The 14,220-nt window shown below is 64.8% G+C and carries 20 protein-coding genes; 9 read left to right on the top strand and 11 right to left on the bottom strand.

Features of this window, described 5'->3' with window-relative positions:
• Positions 1-7 precede the first annotated feature (7 nt).
• From ACQP1G_RS02100 to ACQP1G_RS02090, 3 genes are all read right to left on the bottom strand, one after another.
• On the bottom strand, positions 8-466 hold the full coding sequence (locus tag ACQP1G_RS02100) for a Fur family transcriptional regulator (protein ID WP_433197819.1): 459 nt from the start codon (positions 464-466) through the stop codon (positions 8-10).
• A 48-nt stretch (positions 467-514) separates the two neighbouring features.
• A complete protein-coding gene (locus ACQP1G_RS02095; protein ID WP_433197817.1) occupies positions 515-916 on the bottom strand; it encodes a tetratricopeptide repeat protein in 402 nt (133 codons plus the stop codon).
• A 228-nt stretch (positions 917-1,144) separates the two neighbouring features.
• The gene (locus ACQP1G_RS02090; RefSeq protein ID WP_433197815.1) at positions 1,145-1,894 is read right to left on the bottom strand and encodes an alpha/beta fold hydrolase; all 750 of its coding nucleotides are present in this window, start codon (positions 1,892-1,894) and stop codon (positions 1,145-1,147) included.
• A 378-nt stretch (positions 1,895-2,272) separates the two neighbouring features.
• Between ACQP1G_RS02090 and ACQP1G_RS02085 the strand changes: the two genes are divergently transcribed.
• Both ACQP1G_RS02085 and ACQP1G_RS02080 read left to right on the top strand, forming a co-directional pair.
• Entirely contained in the window at positions 2,273-3,517 is a 1,245-nt protein-coding gene (locus ACQP1G_RS02085) for an APC family permease (RefSeq protein WP_433197813.1), read from the top strand.
• A 212-nt stretch (positions 3,518-3,729) separates the two neighbouring features.
• Positions 3,730-5,079: a serine hydrolase domain-containing protein gene (locus ACQP1G_RS02080; protein WP_433197811.1), complete on the top strand. Its 1,350-nt coding sequence runs from the start codon at positions 3,730-3,732 to the stop codon at positions 5,077-5,079.
• A gap of 17 nt (positions 5,080-5,096) precedes the next feature.
• On the opposite strand, the gene ACQP1G_RS02075 is transcribed toward ACQP1G_RS02080, so the two are convergent.
• Together ACQP1G_RS02075 and ACQP1G_RS02070 are read right to left on the bottom strand one after the other, a co-directional pair.
• A complete protein-coding gene (locus tag ACQP1G_RS02075) occupies positions 5,097-6,011 on the bottom strand; it encodes an aminotransferase class IV (protein WP_433197809.1) in 915 nt (304 codons plus the stop codon).
• Between the two features lie 70 nt (positions 6,012-6,081).
• The gene (locus ACQP1G_RS02070; RefSeq protein ID WP_433197807.1) at positions 6,082-6,501 is read right to left on the bottom strand and encodes a nuclear transport factor 2 family protein; all 420 of its coding nucleotides are present in this window, start codon (positions 6,499-6,501) and stop codon (positions 6,082-6,084) included.
• A gap of 93 nt (positions 6,502-6,594) precedes the next feature.
• Here ACQP1G_RS02070 and ACQP1G_RS02065 point away from each other — a divergent pair, with 93 nt between their 5' ends.
• Entirely contained in the window at positions 6,595-7,158 is a 564-nt protein-coding gene (locus ACQP1G_RS02065) for a TetR/AcrR family transcriptional regulator (RefSeq protein ID WP_433197805.1), read from the top strand.
• 90 nt (positions 7,159-7,248) lie between these two features.
• On the opposite strand, the gene ACQP1G_RS02060 is transcribed toward ACQP1G_RS02065, so the two are convergent.
• The 3 genes from ACQP1G_RS02060 to ACQP1G_RS02050 all read right to left on the bottom strand — a co-directional run bounded on the left by ACQP1G_RS02060 (position 7,249) and on the right by ACQP1G_RS02050 (position 8,574).
• Complete coding sequence (locus tag ACQP1G_RS02060) at positions 7,249-7,389, bottom strand: DUF397 domain-containing protein (protein ID WP_433197803.1); 141 nt, start codon at positions 7,387-7,389, stop codon at positions 7,249-7,251.
• An 88-nt stretch (positions 7,390-7,477) separates the two neighbouring features.
• Positions 7,478-7,684: a DUF397 domain-containing protein gene (locus ACQP1G_RS02055; protein ID WP_433197801.1), complete on the bottom strand. Its 207-nt coding sequence runs from the start codon at positions 7,682-7,684 to the stop codon at positions 7,478-7,480.
• A complete protein-coding gene (locus ACQP1G_RS02050; RefSeq protein ID WP_433197799.1) occupies positions 7,681-8,574 on the bottom strand; it encodes a helix-turn-helix domain-containing protein in 894 nt (297 codons plus the stop codon). Before ACQP1G_RS02050 ends, ACQP1G_RS02055 begins: the two co-directional genes overlap by 4 nt.
• Before the next feature lie 278 nt (positions 8,575-8,852).
• Here ACQP1G_RS02050 and ACQP1G_RS02045 point away from each other — a divergent pair, with 278 nt between their 5' ends.
• The 4 genes from ACQP1G_RS02045 (at position 8,853) to ACQP1G_RS02030 (ending at position 10,119) form a co-directional block, all read left to right on the top strand.
• The gene (locus ACQP1G_RS02045) at positions 8,853-9,338 is read left to right on the top strand and encodes a DNA-directed RNA polymerase subunit beta (protein ID WP_433197797.1); all 486 of its coding nucleotides are present in this window, start codon (positions 8,853-8,855) and stop codon (positions 9,336-9,338) included.
• Positions 9,331-9,591, top strand: a complete 261-nt coding sequence (locus tag ACQP1G_RS02040) for a hypothetical protein (RefSeq protein ID WP_433197795.1) — start codon at positions 9,331-9,333, stop codon at positions 9,589-9,591. The genes ACQP1G_RS02045 and ACQP1G_RS02040 overlap by 8 nt, the downstream gene beginning before the upstream one ends.
• A 154-nt stretch (positions 9,592-9,745) precedes the next feature.
• Positions 9,746-9,904: a hypothetical protein gene (locus tag ACQP1G_RS02035; protein ID WP_433197793.1), complete on the top strand. Its 159-nt coding sequence runs from the start codon at positions 9,746-9,748 to the stop codon at positions 9,902-9,904.
• On the top strand, positions 9,901-10,119 hold the full coding sequence (locus ACQP1G_RS02030; RefSeq protein WP_433197792.1) for a hypothetical protein: 219 nt from the start codon (positions 9,901-9,903) through the stop codon (positions 10,117-10,119). The genes ACQP1G_RS02035 and ACQP1G_RS02030 overlap by 4 nt, the downstream gene beginning before the upstream one ends.
• 154 nt (positions 10,120-10,273) lie before the next feature.
• Here ACQP1G_RS02030 and ACQP1G_RS02025 read toward each other — a convergent pair whose 3' ends face one another.
• From ACQP1G_RS02025 to ACQP1G_RS02015, 3 genes are all read right to left on the bottom strand, one after another.
• Complete coding sequence (locus tag ACQP1G_RS02025; RefSeq protein WP_433197790.1) at positions 10,274-11,308, bottom strand: aspartate-semialdehyde dehydrogenase; 1,035 nt, start codon at positions 11,306-11,308, stop codon at positions 10,274-10,276.
• Positions 11,309-11,311: 3 nt separating this feature from the next.
• Complete coding sequence (locus ACQP1G_RS02020; RefSeq protein ID WP_433197788.1) at positions 11,312-12,577, bottom strand: aspartate kinase; 1,266 nt, start codon at positions 12,575-12,577, stop codon at positions 11,312-11,314.
• Positions 12,578-12,642: 65 nt separating this feature from the next.
• Positions 12,643-13,122 (bottom strand): SgcJ/EcaC family oxidoreductase, encoded by a 480-nt coding sequence (locus ACQP1G_RS02015; protein WP_433197786.1) that lies wholly within the window; start codon positions 13,120-13,122, stop codon positions 12,643-12,645.
• Between the two features lie 112 nt (positions 13,123-13,234).
• Between ACQP1G_RS02015 and ACQP1G_RS02010 the strand changes: the two genes are divergently transcribed.
• Both ACQP1G_RS02010 and ACQP1G_RS02005 read left to right on the top strand, forming a co-directional pair.
• Positions 13,235-13,720: a MarR family winged helix-turn-helix transcriptional regulator gene (locus tag ACQP1G_RS02010; RefSeq protein ID WP_433197784.1), complete on the top strand. Its 486-nt coding sequence runs from the start codon at positions 13,235-13,237 to the stop codon at positions 13,718-13,720.
• A 43-nt stretch (positions 13,721-13,763) separates the two neighbouring features.
• On the top strand, positions 13,764-14,177 hold the full coding sequence (locus tag ACQP1G_RS02005) for a YjbQ family protein (protein ID WP_433197782.1): 414 nt from the start codon (positions 13,764-13,766) through the stop codon (positions 14,175-14,177).
• Positions 14,178-14,220 lie beyond the last annotated feature (43 nt).

The following is a 14,220-nucleotide window of genomic DNA, read 5'->3' as shown; positions in this document are numbered from 1 at the left end:
AGGTGGATTACCGCTCGAGCGCGCGGCCCGGCGGGGTCGCTTCGCTCGCACGGCAGGTCGGGCACCGGCCCCAGAAGACGACCTCGGCCTCGTCGATGACGAATCCATTGGCGTCCTCGGGTTCCAGACAAGGGGCGCTGCCCACGACACAGTCGATATCCACGACCGTGCCGCAGCTTCGGCACACCAGATGGTGATGGTTGTCCCCGGTCCGGGTCTCGTAGCGCGCGGCCGAACCGGCCAGCTCGATGCGCCGCAGGATTCCGGCGTTCACGCAGGCCCGGAGCACGTCGTAGACGGCCTGCGTGGATACCGAACCCAAGGTCTCCCGGACGGTGGCGGCCACTCGATCGGCGTCGGAATGCGGTCGGGCCGCGACCGCGTTCAGTACCGCGACCCGCGGGGCGGTGACCCGCAGGCCTGCCGCGCGCAATAGCGCCTGCGGATCGGTGGCTTCGGTGTGCATGGAACCGATGGTCGTCGCCATTCTGGAATAAGTCAAGAAATTGATCTACTAAAGATTCGACGGCCGCGGGCAGCCGACCGCGCGCATTTCGGCACGCACCCGGTCCGCCAGCGGAACGCCGATGCTCTCGTAGATGCCACACGCCTCCGCCAGGGCGGCGCAGGCTTCCGACAGATATCCGGTATCAGCGGCGACATGCCCCAGACTGCGCAGCACATCGGCGCGGCCGTGCCGGTTGTTGATCAGGTTCGCGTCGCGCAACGACTCGGCGTAGCGGCGGCGCGCCGCGTCATAGTTGCCCAACTGCCGTTCGAGATGTCCGATTCCACGCAGGATCTCCTCCTGGGCGAGTGCGAGGTTGATCTCGATCGCGATGTCGTAGGCATCGGAAAACCGCTGGCGCGCATCTTCGAACTTGCCCGCGTTGCGATGGGGTGCCCGAGGCCCCACAGCGACCAGACCTCACCGTGGCGATCGCGGATATGGCAGGCGATCTCCAGTGCGTCCTCGTAGTAGCGGCGTGCGCTATCCCAATCCTCGGCCAACCGGGCGACGTGACCGAGGCCGCGCAGCGCATCGCCCTCTGTTCTGCACACCGAAGGAGGCGCCGCGGCCTGTCGACGCGCAACCATGATTCGTTCGGTGCGGCGTGATTTGTTCGCCCGCCATGTCGCTCGGTTATGGAGCAGTGCCGAACGACGACTTCGATGGCGTCATCACCGATTTGCTCGGTGCCGTGCACGCTCTGGTGACCAGGTCTACCCACACTTGTGGATCGGTCGACCACAGGTTGTGCGCAACTCCGGGTAGTTCCTCGAACCTGCCGTGCGGGATCAAGGCGGCGAGTTGCCGCAGTGGCCAGGATGGGCGGATGTCGTGCTGTGGGGCGATGAATGTCATGGCGACATCGGTGTCGGCCAGTCGGCGGAGCAGGTCGGGTTCGTGAATCCACTGCACGAACGACGCGCTCAGTGCGGCGTGAACGTCTGGTTCCCAGTCGATTTCGATATCGGCTTCCAGATGCCGCGAGGACTCGTACGCCTGGGACCAGGTGCGGTCCTTGTGCAATCCGTGCCCGGCGACACCGACCACGGATCTGACCCGGTCGGGATGATCGAGCGCGTAACGCACCGCGAGATCCGAGCCCCAGGAATGGCCGAGCACTATCCAGCTGTCGATACCGTTGGCTCGCCGCACCGCTTCGATATCGGCGACTGCCCGACCGAGGTCGTGTGGCCCGCCCTCGGAACGCCCGACACCCCGCGGCTCCGGGTACCACGCCCGCATCCCATGCGGTGCCAGCTCGTCATCCTCGAGGTAGTGGACGCAACCGGGTCCACCGGACAGAACCACAACGTCCGGACCACGTCCCGTGACACCGACGTGCAGCAAGGTCCCGTCCTCGGCCGGCACCATCGTCGATCGCATGTCACCCCCTGGCTGCCAGCGAAACCGAGCAACCGAATTCGCCACCTCCACCCTAATGCCGGTGTGGCGGCATTCGACGTGCGCACGAACCAGGCGATACCTGTGGCGCAGGTCACATTCGAGGTTCGTGGAATAGATACGGACAGTGGGTGGTTGATCAGCACTGTCGGCGTCCGGACAGCCCCGGGCCTCACCCCATTTGTCGCTTCGAGCGACCACTCGCCGAGAGGCGCTTGTGGGACGTCGGCACCGGAGTCGTGACGCTGGCGTGGCGTCCGGAGACTCGGCGCCGCCAGGTAACACTCGTTCCTGGCGGCGTTTCGCATTCCTGGGCGGCCCCGATTCGTGGTTCGCGGTGGCGTGGCCGATGATGCGGCCATGGCAACGCACGGCGATGGGCTCCAGCGCAGGCTCGGGCTCACCGACTCGGTGATCATCGGGCTCGGGTCGATGATCGGCGCCGGCATCTTCGCGGCGCTCGCCCCCGCGGCGGCAGCGGCGGGCGGCTGGTTGCTGCTCGCGTTGGCGGTTGCCGCGCTGCTCGCGTATTGCAATGCGACTTCCTCGGCACGGCTGGCGGCGCGGTATCCGGTGTCGGGCGGCACCTATGTGTACGGGCGCGAGCGCCTGGGTGCGTTCTGGGGGTATCTCGCCGGGTGGGGGTTCGTGGCGGGCAAGACCGCCTCGTGTGCGGCAATGGCGCTGACGGTGGGCGGCTATGCGTGGCCGCAACATTCGCGGGTCGTGGCGGTCGCGGCAGTGGTCGCGATCACCGCGATCAACTACACCGGCGTACAGAAGTCGGCGCTGGCCACGCGGATCATCGTGGCGGCGGTGCTGGCCACGCTGGCACTTGTCGTCGGGGTGGGATTGTTCGGAAACCATTCCGCCGCAGCGGCTCTGCCGGACCGGATCGGGCCGCGTGGCGTACTCGAGGCGGCCGGATTGCTGTTCTTCGCCTTCGCGGGATATGCCCGCATCGCCACCCTCGGCGAGGAGGTGCGTGATCCGCGGCGCGCGATACCGCGGGCCATCATGATCGCGCTCGGACTCGCCCTCGCGGTTTATGCGATGGTAGCGGTGGCGGCGCTGGCGGTACTCGGGCCTGCGGGTCTCGCGCATGCGATCGACCCACTCGCCAGGGTCGTCTCCGCCGCCGGGGCGCCGAGGCTGGCACCGGTGGTCCGGGTGGGCGCGGTGCTCGCGGCGGCCGGATCGCTGCTCGCACTGATTCTCGGGGTCTCGCGCACGGCACTGGCGATGGCGCGCGACCGCTATCTGCCGGGCGCGTTGGCTGCGGTGCATCCACGCTTCGGTGTGCCGCATCGGGCGGAGTCGGCGGTCGGCGCGGTGGTAGCGGTTGTCGCCGCGACCTTCGATCTGCGTGCGGCTATCGGCTTTTCGTCGTTCACGGTGCTCGTGTACTACCTGATCGCCAATATCTCCGCGGCGACGTTGACCGCAGCAGAGGACCGCCCGCCGCGCTGGGTGCCGATAACCGGTGCGGCCGGATGCGTGGTCGTCGGACTGTCACTGCCCGTCGGATCCGTACTGACCGGGCTCGCGATCCTGGCCATCGGCAGCTGCTGGTACGTCGCACATACTTGGTCCACACGCCACTGAAGCACCGTCCATCCAGGAGCTATCAGTTGCCGGCCGCACTTTCGGACCGCAATCGAAGGTAGTCGCATGGTGGCTGTCGATGCCGCGCCGAGCCGCCATTTCACAGAGACGGCTACCAAATCGCTCGGCGTTGCCGGGGGCGGAGTGGCAATTGCTCGGTGTATCCGCCTGTTGCCCGGTGTGGCGGGGGTTGGCGCGATAGCCTCATGCGCATGGGGCGCATCTACGGATTCCTGGCCGGAATTGCGGCGGTATCGCTGGTGGCGGGGGGTGTTTTCGCGGGAGGGGCGCAGGCGGAGACAGCCGCGCAGGTGGCGTGTGGGGTGTCATCGGGGCGGGAGCCGGAGCGGGCGGCGCCGGAACAGGTTGGGCTGGATTCGGAGCTGCTGACACAGGCGTTGGCGTTCGCGAGTGGGCGCAATCGGTTGAATGTGCAGGTTTTCCGGCACAACTGCCTGATCGGCGAGGGCCCGACGAATGCGCAGACCGGCAATGTCGCCTGGAATATCTGGAGCGCCACCAAGAGCGTTGTTTCGCTGCTCGCCGGAATGGCCTGGGATCAGGGCAAACTGGATCTCGCGGCGCCGATCGGCCAGTATCTGCCGCCGGGGCTCGGCGATGAACAGCATCGGTCGATCACCGTGGAGAACCTGCTCACCGAGACCTCCGGGATGAAGGTGGGTGTGCTCACCGAGGGCATCACCGGGGTGATTCCGGTCGATCCGAATAGTGCGGTACAGGCGCTCGGTGTGCCGCTGGACAATCCGCCGGGCGCGGTATTCAGCTACAGCCAGCGCAATGTCGATCTGCTCTCGTATGTCATCGAGTTGGCCGTCGGTGAGCCGTTCCAGCAGTTCGCGCAGCGTGAGCTTTTCGATCCGCTCGGCATCGAACGCGGTGACTATTACTGGGCGCGCGATCGCGCCGGGCACACCTACGGATACGCCCATCTGATGATCCCCCCGAACGATTTCGCCAAACTCGGTCTGCTGGTGAGCAACAACGGCCGCTGGGGCGCACAGCAACTCGTCTCCCAGACGTATCTGCGCAAGGCACACCAGCCGTCGGCAGCGAACAAGTGCTACGGCTATCTGTTCTGGGTTGGGCCAGGATGCGCGGAGACCCCCGCCTTCCTGCCCGCCGATGTGTACACGATGGCCGGACTCGGCATGCAGAACGTCTTCATCGTGCCCAGTCTGGATGTGACCGTGGTGTGGACCGGAGTCTTCGGAAATGTCAGCAGCGAGGGCATTTTGGGGAGCGTGCAGGACACCGCGGAATTGCCGCACGAATTCTTCCGCCGGTTGTTCGCGGCGTTCCATGACCATCCGGTGCCCGATCCGGGTCCGTATGTGGAGCCGCCGCTGGTCCTGGATCCGAGCCGATTCGTGGATACGAATATTCTGCTCGCGGTCTTCGGCATCGGACCGTCGGCCTATCTGGGCTGCAATGTCTTCAGCTGCCTGAACTATCCGTTGGCGCCGCCGTTCGCGGATACCGCCCCCGGATGCGTCATTCTGGTCTGCCTCGGTCCAGATCCGCGCACACCGGGCATCCGCTGAATCACAGGCATGTGGAGTCAGCCCAGCGGGGTGACCCAACCATGGTGGGTGTCGGTGCGGAGGGCGGCGGCGTGGCGTTTGCGGAGGGTTTGGGCGGTCGGGCCGGGGCGGCCGTCGGCGATGAGACGGCCGTCGACCTCGGTGACCGGGGACGTTCCGGATGAGGTGCCGGTGACGAAGACCTCATCGGCGATGTAGAGCTCGGTCAGGTCGATGGTGCGCTCGACGACCGGGATGCCGTCCTCCGCCGCGAGAGTGAGGATGGTGCGCCGGTTGATGCCGTCGAGGATGTCGCAGGACACATCCGGTGTGATCAGGGTGCCGTTGCGGACGAGGAAGATATTGGCGGCGCTGAGTTCACAGACGTGGCCGTTGCCGTCGAGGAAGATGCAGTCGTCGTAACCGCTGTCGATCGCATCCTGTTTGGCCAGCACCGAATTGACGTATGCACCATTGACCTTCGCGCGCGAGGGAATCGCATTGTCCGGAATGCGCCGCCATGGGCTGGATTTCAGGCGCATACCGTCCTGGGGCACGATCGGCACCGCGGCGTAGACGAAAATGCTCACCTGGATCGCGCACCCGCGGACTCGCGTACCCGGAATCGATTCGACGACATGGACTGTCGCGCGGACGAATACGTCCTCGGTCGGCGCATTGGCCGCGATCAGATCGATGACCGCCGTGCGGAATCTCGCGAAGTCCCATTCGGCGGCGAACCGGTCGATGCCGATGATCTTGCAGGATTCCTCGAGCCGCCGGAAATGGTCGTCGAGCCGAAAAGCGGTGCGCGCCGATCCATCCACATGCACCGGGAACACCGTGTACACACTGAGGCCGTACAGCACCGCCGATGATGCGACACCGACCGACGCCTCCCGCGCGCCAACGATCCGGTCCCCGAAGTACACCTGTGGATAAGGATTCGCCATCGGCGCAGGCTAGCAGTCCGAACCCGGGCGGGGCGACGGTATTTCCGATGCGACCGCCCGGGAACTGCGGTCAGTTCTCCGCGAGCCGGGCGAAGCGCGCCGTATCCATATAGTCGCGGAAAAGCGTGACCTTGCCGTCCTGAACCCGAACCACGTTGACGGAGGTGCGAACTCGCGCCCGCTCCGCGCCGGGCACGGTCATCTCCACCTCGTTCTCGACGAAAACCACCTCGGGATCGGCTGTTTCGTACACCTGGGGATAGATGCCGTGGACCTCGATGCCGGAGATGCCCGACCAGCGCTGCGCGAGATGCGCCCGGATCTCCTCGCGCCCGACCAGCCGGGTCGGCATCCCGGGGATGACGAAGGGGATCTCGAACACCGCATCCGGTGCGAGCATCTCGACGAATGTGTCGGCATCGCGCGCAGGTAGCCGGCGGAAAAGCCGTTCGACCAGCTCACGAGGGCTTTCCATCGAAGTCTCCACCATGAAACACCTTCTTCAGTTAAGCGGAACGTTGACCCCGTTTATGATCCGGAACGCACGCCCCGCTTGTCAATGCCTACAGTAAACTCACCCCTCGTGACCGATCGCGAGGAACCACGCCCGCTGCGCGCCGACGCGCGCCGCAATCGCGACCGGGTACTCGCCGCGGCTCAGGCGGCATTCGCCGATGAAGGCATCGCGGTGCCGCTGGACGAAATCGCGCGCCGCGCGGGCGTCGGCGCGGGCACCGTCTATCGCCATTTCCCCACCAAAGAAGCCCTTTTCGAAGCAGCGATCGTGGACCGCGTCGAGCGCATGATCACCCACGCCCGCGACCTGGCCACCGCCGCCGACCCGGGCAAGGCCTTCTTCGACTTCCTCGACCGCATGGTCACCGAGGGCAGCATCAAACGCGACCTGGCCGAAGCGGTCGGCGTCGATGCCCCCGAATACCGCAAACCCGCCCACGCGCTCAACACCGCGATCGGCGAATTACTCACCCGCGCACAACAATCCGGCGCGGTCCGCGGCGATATCGATATCGACGACCTGATGCGCGTCATCAAGGGCACATTCCTGGCCGCCAACAACACCAACACCACCACCGACCAACGCCGCCGCACCTTCACCATCGTGTTCGACGGATTGCGCCCCCGCTAACCGAACCCGCCCCGGATCGAACCCGTCGGTTATGCGAAAAGCCCTGTGCGAGTAGGTATTACGTCGACCGGAACTTTCGTTGTCTCTGATCTAGGGGCGATCGAACTCGCCATCGTTCACGCCAGCGGTGAAGGCGTCCCATTGACCAGAGGTGAAGACCAGCGCCGCGCCGGTCGGATTCTTGGAGTCACGGACACCGACCAGTTCGCCGTCCAAGTGCGCAACCTCCACGCATTCCGCCGTTGAGCCGCTATGGTCTGGCCTTGAACCACTCCACCCCGGACAAGTCGACGCTCACGGCATACTCTTCGCTACGTTGTCAGGATCGATCGAACTCGCCGTTGCGGGCACCGGCCAGGAACACGTCCCACTCGCCAGGAGTGAAGACCAGCGCCGGGCCGGTGGGATTCTTGGAGTCACGAACTCCGACCAAACCCTCGTCCAGGTGAGCAACCTCCACGCATTCCTTGCCTGATGAGCTTCGGCTGGACTTGAACCACTGGGCCCCGGACAGGTCGATGCTCACTCGCCATACTCCTTCGCTACCGCCAGGATGAGATCCCTGGACATGTGATGATCCAACGCCACCCGGTCTATCTCCCGCAATGCATTGCGATAACGATCGACCTCTTCCTCACGTTCCAGGTACAAGTCTCCCGCGTACTCCTCCACATACACGATGGATGGCTCGGTCAACTTCGACTGTGGCAACTCGGCGAAGTCCAGAAGGATGAACGACCCGACCAGCGCCCCAAGGTGTCTGGGCGCGCTGAACGGTACAACCCGAACCGAAACATTAGGACGCTCCGACGCTGCGACGATGTGGCGCAATTGGTCGGCCGTCACTCCGGGGCCACCGACCCTGTCGCGCACCGCCGCTTCGGACAGCAGGACGTCGACGGAAAGTTCTGGATCTTCTAGGCGGGTTTGCCTGCGGGCGGCCAGTTCGATGCGCCCTTCGATGACTTCAGGGGACAGCTCGGGTATCTCCGACCAAGCTAGCGCGCGGCGATACTCCGGTGTCTGGAGCAAGCCGGGGACCACGGTCACCTTCCACGCGGTCAGCCGACTTGCCGCTTCCTCCAAGGCCAGATAGTGGTCGAACCCGCTCGGAAGATCAGCATCCGCGTATGCCCGCCACCAGCCTCCGCCGTGTTCGCGTGCCGCCCGAACCTCTGACACCAAGCCGAGCAAAGTGCGCCGCTCGGCGTTGGTTGCATCGAACGCATCGCACAGGGCATTCACCATCATCTTGGTGACGCGCGTGGATTGCCCCTCCTCGATCCGTCCGATTGATTGCGGGGAAGTCTCTCCCGCCCTTGCTGCTTCGGCCTGTGTCATCCCCTTGGCCGTGCGAAGCCTGCGCAATTCGCGACCGAGAGCGCGCCGCGAGAGGGTACTTCCGGTAACGCTCATATCGTTTACCTCCCCTAATGAGTGACCCCGCCTTTGGAAGCCGTCAACTGGCAGCAACTACCAGGCGGCATCCGTGCCAAAAGTACGACATCTATCAATCGGATTCCTGCGTTTGAGGATTCCGATCTGGCTCGCTTCGGTGTGTCCTTGAAACGCGCCCGGTACGGAGCCTGGATGTGTATCCCCCACGCAGTCCAGCTCTTGCCTCGAGGATGTTCAGGGGTTGCCGAGAACCGGGCGCAACTAAGCCAATTCAACTATGAGCAGAGGTTCTACCGATGGACCACAACGCTTTTGGCGATACACCGTTGTCCCGCTGCCATTTCTACCGGCGGGTGTGCGATCTGCCCGCGAACGTCGATCCGCCCCACCTCGGGAGGATCGTGATGAAAGCCGAGCACGTTTGGGGCGTGATAATGCCCGCTTCACTCGGACACGCCGTCAAATGCCATATGCAGAACCGTGATTCAGATATCGGTCCGATTTTGTCACATCCACGGTCGGGCCGATGGACATTTCTCGTACGGCCGGATATTCCGGACGACACGCGCCTGTTCGCGGATATGTTCCGCCATAACGTGTCCGTGGTGCGCACAGGTGGCACGGTCGCATTGCCTTCGCCGACCGACCAGTGTGTAGAGTTCCGGCGCTGGATCGAACCGCCGCGCTGTACATTCCGGCCGTCCGGGCTGGTTGTGATCGAGGCGGTACGTGCTTGCTCCGGTCAACGTCGGCCGATGCAACCGAGGGCAACTCATGTCTGAATGTGGTTGTGGCCCATGGGTAAAGCTGTCCATGTGCGGCATCGGGCAGTTCAACACCAAGACCGGGGAGTTGGTGTCGGTGGCATGCCCGTCGGCACTGTGCGCGTACTTGATTCCGCTGGTCGACGGCCGAATCGGTGCACACGACGGGATCATGCCCATGCGGGAACCGTGCCCGTGGGCCGGTGTGCGGGTGGTCGATGACCGAGAAGACTTCGCACCCACCGGTATCGGAGTCGTACGCCATGAGTGAGATCGAACCCAACCGACACGAGACAGCCCCCTCCATCGCCGCACTTCATGGCGACCCCGAAGCACATCGAGACGGTCGGCGATCTGGCTCGACACCCGTTTCACGGGAGGTCCAATGCTTGCTCGCAATCTTCCACGAAGAAACGCGACACAAAATGGCGATCGCCCCGGTCGAGGGCGTCACGATCCGAATCACCCTGGATGCCGTGACCGCATTCGACCACAACGGCTGGAGCCTGGACTACGACGACCTGGACAAAGACGACGCCATCCCGGTCCGGCCGACCACCGTCATAGACACCGAACAGCCATGAGCGCCAACACATCCCCGCGCCCAACAGAACCAGATGTCCATCTGAGCGTCTTCCTCCACGGCGCACGATTCGACTTCGTCGCCTGCCTCACCGCCGCACTGACGTTCCTACAAGAGCACCAAGCCCAGCACTACCACGACGCCGTCTCACTCACCCTAGGTGACACCAGCACATTCCCCCGCCTACCTTGCGAACGCCTCTACCTCGCCCCCTAACCCAACCAGGCGAGCCAAAGGGCTACTCGCCTGTCGACGCGAGTCAAAGGGTCACTCGAACCCCCAGCCGCAAAGACGCTTCGACTACCCTCGAGCTATCCGCCCGGTACCGGTCCGGCAGAACCATTGGGCCGGAACGGTCCGTCGGGTTGGGTCAGCGCTGGGACAAGAGGACTTCGGCGATCTGGATGGTGTTGAGGGCGGCGCCTTTTCGGAGGTTGTCGCCGGAGATGAACAGGGCGAGGCCGCGGCCTTCGGGGACGCCGGGGTCCTGGCGGATGCGGCCGACGAGGGAGTCGTCCTTGCCTGCGGCGGCCAGGGGGGTTGGCACGTCGGTGAGTTGGACGCCGGGGGCCTTGGCGAGGATTTCCTTGGCGCGCTCGACCGAAATCGGTTCGGCGAATTCGGCATTCACCGACAGCGAGTGGCCGGTGAAGACCGGGACGCGCACACAGGTGCCGCTGACCAGCAGGTCGGGCAGGCCGAGGATCTTGCGGCTCTCGTTGCGCAGCTTCTGGTCTTCGTCGGTTTCGAAAGAACCGTCGTCGACCAGCGAACCGGCGAGCGGGATCACGTCGAAGGCGATCGGCGCGACGTACTTGATCGGAGCCGGGAATTGCACCGAACTGCCGTCGTGCACCAGCTTTTCGGCGTCGCCGACCACGGCACGCACCTGGGAGGCCAACTCCTCGACACCCGCGAGGCCACTGCCCGAGACCGCCTGGTAGCTCGAGATGACCAGCCGCTGCAGCCCTGCTACATCGTGCAGCGGCTTGAGCACCGGCATCGCGGCCATGGTTGTGCAGTTCGGGTTGGCGATGATGCCCTTGACCAGATTGCGGGTCTGCTCCGGATTCACCTCGCTGACGACCAGCGGAACCTCGGGATCCTTGCGCCAGGCCGACGAGTTGTCGATCACGGTGACGCCGGCCGCGGCGAAGCGCGGGGCCTGCACGCGGGACATGGTCGCGCCCGCGGAGAACAGCGCGATGTCCAGGTCGGTGGGATCGGCGGTCTCGGTGTCCTCGACCACGATCTCGCCGCCGCGCCACGGCAGGGTCTTACCCGCCGAGCGGGACGAGGCGAAGTAACGCACCTCGTCGGCCGGGAAGTTGCGCTCCTCCAGCAGTTTTCGCATGACGGCGCCGACCTGTCCGGTCGCGCCGACGACTCCTACTCGCACGCCCATGGTTTATCGTCCTGTTCCCGCGTGGACCACGGCGACATCGTCGCCACCCAGATCGAAGGCTTTGTGCAGCACCTGCACGGCCTCGTTCAGTTCGGTGTCCTTGACCAGCACCGAGATCCGGATCTCGGAGGTGGAGATGAGGTCGATGTTCACGCCGGCATTCGCCAGTGCCTCACAGAAGGTGGCGGTGACGCCCGGATGGCTCTTCATACCCGCGCCGACCAGCGAAACCTTGCCGATGTGGTCGTCGTAGAGCACCTGCGAGAAACCGATCTCATCCTGACGCTTGGTCAGCATCTCCACCGCACGCGCGCCCTCGGTCTTGGGCAGGGTGAAGGTGATATCGGTCTTGCCCGTCTCGATCTTGGAAATGTTCTGCAGGACCATATCGATATTGATCTCCGCGTCGGCGATCGCGCGGAACACCTTGGCGGCGTAACCCGGTTCGTCCGGCAGTCCGACCACGGTCACCTTGGCCTCGCTGCGGTCGTGCGCGACGCCCGTGAGGATTGCTTGCTCCAAGGGGATGTCCTCCATCGATCCATAGACATAGGTGCCGGGCTTGTCGGTGTACGACGAGCGCACATGCACGGGAACGTTGTAGCGGCGCGCATATTCCACGCAGCGCAGCATGAGTACCTTCGCGCCGCATGCCGCCAGCTCGAGCATCTCCTCATAGGAGACCTGCTCCAACTGCTGGGCGTCGGGCACGATCCGCGGGTCGGCGGTGAAGACGCCGTCCACATCGGTGTAGATCTCGCAGACGTCGGCATCGAGCGCGGCGGCCAGCGCGACCGCGGTGGTATCGGAACCGCCGCGGCCCAGCGTGGTGACGTCGCGGCTGTCCTGGCTGACGCCCTGGAATCCGGCGACCAGCACGACCAGACCCTCGTCCAGTGCGGCGCGGACCCGGCCGGGGGTGACATCGATGATCTTGGCGTTACCGTGCGATCCGGTGGTGATCACACCCGCCTGCGAGCCGGTGAACGAGCGGGCCTCGGCGCCGAGCGAGTGGATGGCCATGGCGACCAGCGCGTTGGAGATGCGCTCGCCCGAGGTGAGCAACATATCCATTTCGCGGGCGGGCGGTGCCGGCGCCACCTGCTGGGCCAGATCGAGCAGTTCGTCGGTGGTATCGCCCATAGCCGAGCAGACGACCACCACATCGTGGCCCTGCTTCTTCGTCTCGACGATCCGTTCAGCGACGCGCCGGATGCGCTCGGCGGTTGCGACCGAGGATCCTCCGTACTTCTGAACAACGAGAGCCACGACAGGGTCCTCCAAGATCGACAAACAGCTGCTAACAGCTCCCCAGAGTACCGGCCGAGGCGTACTCAATTTGTTGGTACCTCCCGGCCCGGCAGCGTCGAGGGGGCCTGACGCGAATCGATCTTGATGCCAATGGCTTCCATGAGCGGGTGTGTTTTCGTGTTCTGGAATGCGGCGATCAGCCACTCGCCGTATTGCCGGACGAAGACCGTCGTCTGCACCTTCATGGCGCGACGCGTGCGGCGCTGCCGATGCTTCAGCAGCCAACCCCGGCCGTGCACGACCGCCACATCCGGCGTGAGAAATCGCAGCTGGGTGATCTCACCTTCGAGGTGGGTGCCCTTCAGGTATTTCGCGAACAACGGGAGGTGCGAGTCACGGATGGCCGCGCGGCCCTTGAAATGGGTGCCGATCCAGGTGACGTAGTCGGCGTCGGGTGTGAACACCGTCGCGTACGCCTCGGCGTCACCCGCCGCCCAAGCCGCGTTCTGACGGTCGAGCAACGCGAGAATCGCAGCCTCATCGGCCCGCTGATCAACGGACATGACAACCTCCGGACAGGATCCGACCAGCGTAAGATCTGAGCAACTCAATAACTGATCAAGTAAATAGTTGACTGAGTAAGATATTGATCGAGTGATACGAGGATGTCAAGGGATGGCAGAACGCGCGGATTTGGCGACGGCATTGACCATCGCCGCCCAGCAGAGCGCCAATGACGGCGTGATGATGCATCAGGCGGTCGCGGACAAACTCGGCCTGCACGTCACCGACCTGCGCTGTCTGAACATGCTCAGGCTCGGCGGCCCGGCAACGGCCGGGGAACTGGCCGCGCGCACCGGCCTGACCACCGGCGCCGTCACCCGGATGATCGACCGACTGCTCAAGACGGGCTATGTGCGGCGCGAGCACGACGAAAAGGACCGACGGCGCGTCAATATCAGCGTGGTCCGGGAGCGCATCGATGACCTCGCCCCGCACTACGAGGTACTCGCACGCGAGTTCGGCGCGGCCATGTCCGATTACCCGGTCGAACAACTGGAATTCATGCTGGAGGTGTTCAACCGGCTGCACGAAACATCACTGAAGGTGACCGCGCTGCTGCGGGCGAACGAAACCGGCTCCGGGCACGAATCGCGTTGAACACCGGTACGCGATCGCGGGACGCAAGAGGACGATGGAGCCCATGAAGAGCACGGTGATCAAGGTGAGCACGGGACGCACCGAGGTCGTGCGCGACATCACCCCGCAGTGTGCGTCATTCGCGCGGGACGCCGGTGGCGATGGACTGTTGCATATCTTCGTACCGCACGCGACCGCCGGAATCGCGATCATGGAACTCGGCGCACGCAGCGACGACGACTTACTCGCCGCACTGCGCGACCTGCTGCCCGCCGACGACCGATGGCGGCACGCACATGGCTCACCGGGGCACGGGCGCTCCCATGTGATGCCCGCGCTGATTCCGCCCTATGGCACCGTTCCGGTCATCGACGGTGCGCTGACATTGGGCACCTGGCAGTCGATCGCGCTGGTCGATCTCAATGTCGACAACCCGGATCGGCAGGTACGACTGTCATTTCTGCGCGACGGCGCGTGACCAACAACAGCACCGGGCCCTCGGCAGCGTCGGCACGATTGCG

It is taken from the genome of Nocardia sp. CA-107356 (assembly GCF_050946365.1).
Taxonomy (GTDB): Bacteria; Actinomycetota; Actinomycetes; order Mycobacteriales; family Mycobacteriaceae; genus Nocardia.
The sequence above is the reverse complement of the archived record's forward strand: the minus strand, read 5'-3'. Positions and strand labels throughout refer to the sequence as shown.

Coding starts and splice junctions, on each gene's coding strand:
- ACQP1G_RS02005 (WP_433197782.1), top strand. CDS start 13,764: ATGAAGAGCACGGTGATCAAGGTGAGCACGGGACGCACCGAGGTCGTG.
- ACQP1G_RS02085 (WP_433197813.1), top strand. CDS start 2,273: ATGGCAACGCACGGCGATGGGCTCCAGCGCAGGCTCGGGCTCACCGAC.
- ACQP1G_RS02045 (WP_433197797.1), top strand. CDS start 8,853: ATGGACCACAACGCTTTTGGCGATACACCGTTGTCCCGCTGCCATTTC.
- ACQP1G_RS02050 (WP_433197799.1), bottom strand. CDS start 8,574: ATGAGCGTTACCGGAAGTACCCTCTCGCGGCGCGCTCTCGGTCGCGAA.
- ACQP1G_RS02030 (WP_433197792.1), top strand. CDS start 9,901: ATGAGCGCCAACACATCCCCGCGCCCAACAGAACCAGATGTCCATCTG.
- ACQP1G_RS02035 (WP_433197793.1), top strand. CDS start 9,746: ATGGCGATCGCCCCGGTCGAGGGCGTCACGATCCGAATCACCCTGGAT.
- ACQP1G_RS02075 (WP_433197809.1), bottom strand. CDS start 6,011: ATGGCGAATCCTTATCCACAGGTGTACTTCGGGGACCGGATCGTTGGC.
- ACQP1G_RS02025 (WP_433197790.1), bottom strand. CDS start 11,308: ATGGGCGTGCGAGTAGGAGTCGTCGGCGCGACCGGACAGGTCGGCGCC.
- ACQP1G_RS02100 (WP_433197819.1), bottom strand. CDS start 466: ATGCACACCGAAGCCACCGATCCGCAGGCGCTATTGCGCGCGGCAGGC.
- ACQP1G_RS02090 (WP_433197815.1), bottom strand. CDS start 1,894: ATGCGATCGACGATGGTGCCGGCCGAGGACGGGACCTTGCTGCACGTC.
- ACQP1G_RS02070 (WP_433197807.1), bottom strand. CDS start 6,501: ATGGTGGAGACTTCGATGGAAAGCCCTCGTGAGCTGGTCGAACGGCTT.
- ACQP1G_RS02010 (WP_433197784.1), top strand. CDS start 13,235: ATGGCAGAACGCGCGGATTTGGCGACGGCATTGACCATCGCCGCCCAG.
- ACQP1G_RS02040 (WP_433197795.1), top strand. CDS start 9,331: ATGTCTGAATGTGGTTGTGGCCCATGGGTAAAGCTGTCCATGTGCGGC.
- ACQP1G_RS02080 (WP_433197811.1), top strand. CDS start 3,730: ATGGGGCGCATCTACGGATTCCTGGCCGGAATTGCGGCGGTATCGCTG.
- ACQP1G_RS02015 (WP_433197786.1), bottom strand. CDS start 13,122: ATGTCCGTTGATCAGCGGGCCGATGAGGCTGCGATTCTCGCGTTGCTC.